Source organism: Herbaspirillum sp. UBA812 (assembly GCF_002296545.1).
GTDB lineage: Bacteria > Pseudomonadota > Gammaproteobacteria > Burkholderiales > Burkholderiaceae_D > Herbaspirillum > Herbaspirillum huttiense.
Genome location: NZ_DBIC01000051.1, coordinates 6,641 through 6,872, shown reverse-complemented (window position 1 = coordinate 6,872; position 232 = coordinate 6,641). Strand labels below are relative to the sequence as shown.

1 protein-coding gene is annotated in these 232 nt (G+C 63.4%); it reads left to right on the top strand.

Translation table 11 applies throughout. The annotated features are described in order from the left end of the window. Window positions 1-232: methyl-accepting chemotaxis protein (locus tag B3873_RS02995; RefSeq protein WP_286863955.1), on the top strand; the 232-nt coding region annotated here is incomplete at both ends.

Genomic DNA, 232 nt, shown 5'->3' with positions numbered 1-232 from the left:
CCAAGGAAATCAAGGAACTGATCGACGCCTCGGTGCAGACCGTGGCCGGTGGCGGCCAGTTGGTCTCCCAGGCCGGCAACACCATGAACGACGTGGTGGCCAGCGTGCAGCGCGTCTCCACCGTCATCAGCGAGATCACCACCGCCAGCCGCGAGCAGAGCGAAGGGATCGACCAGATCAACCGTGCCATCGCGCAAATGGATGAGAGCACCCAGCAGAATGCAGCGCTGGT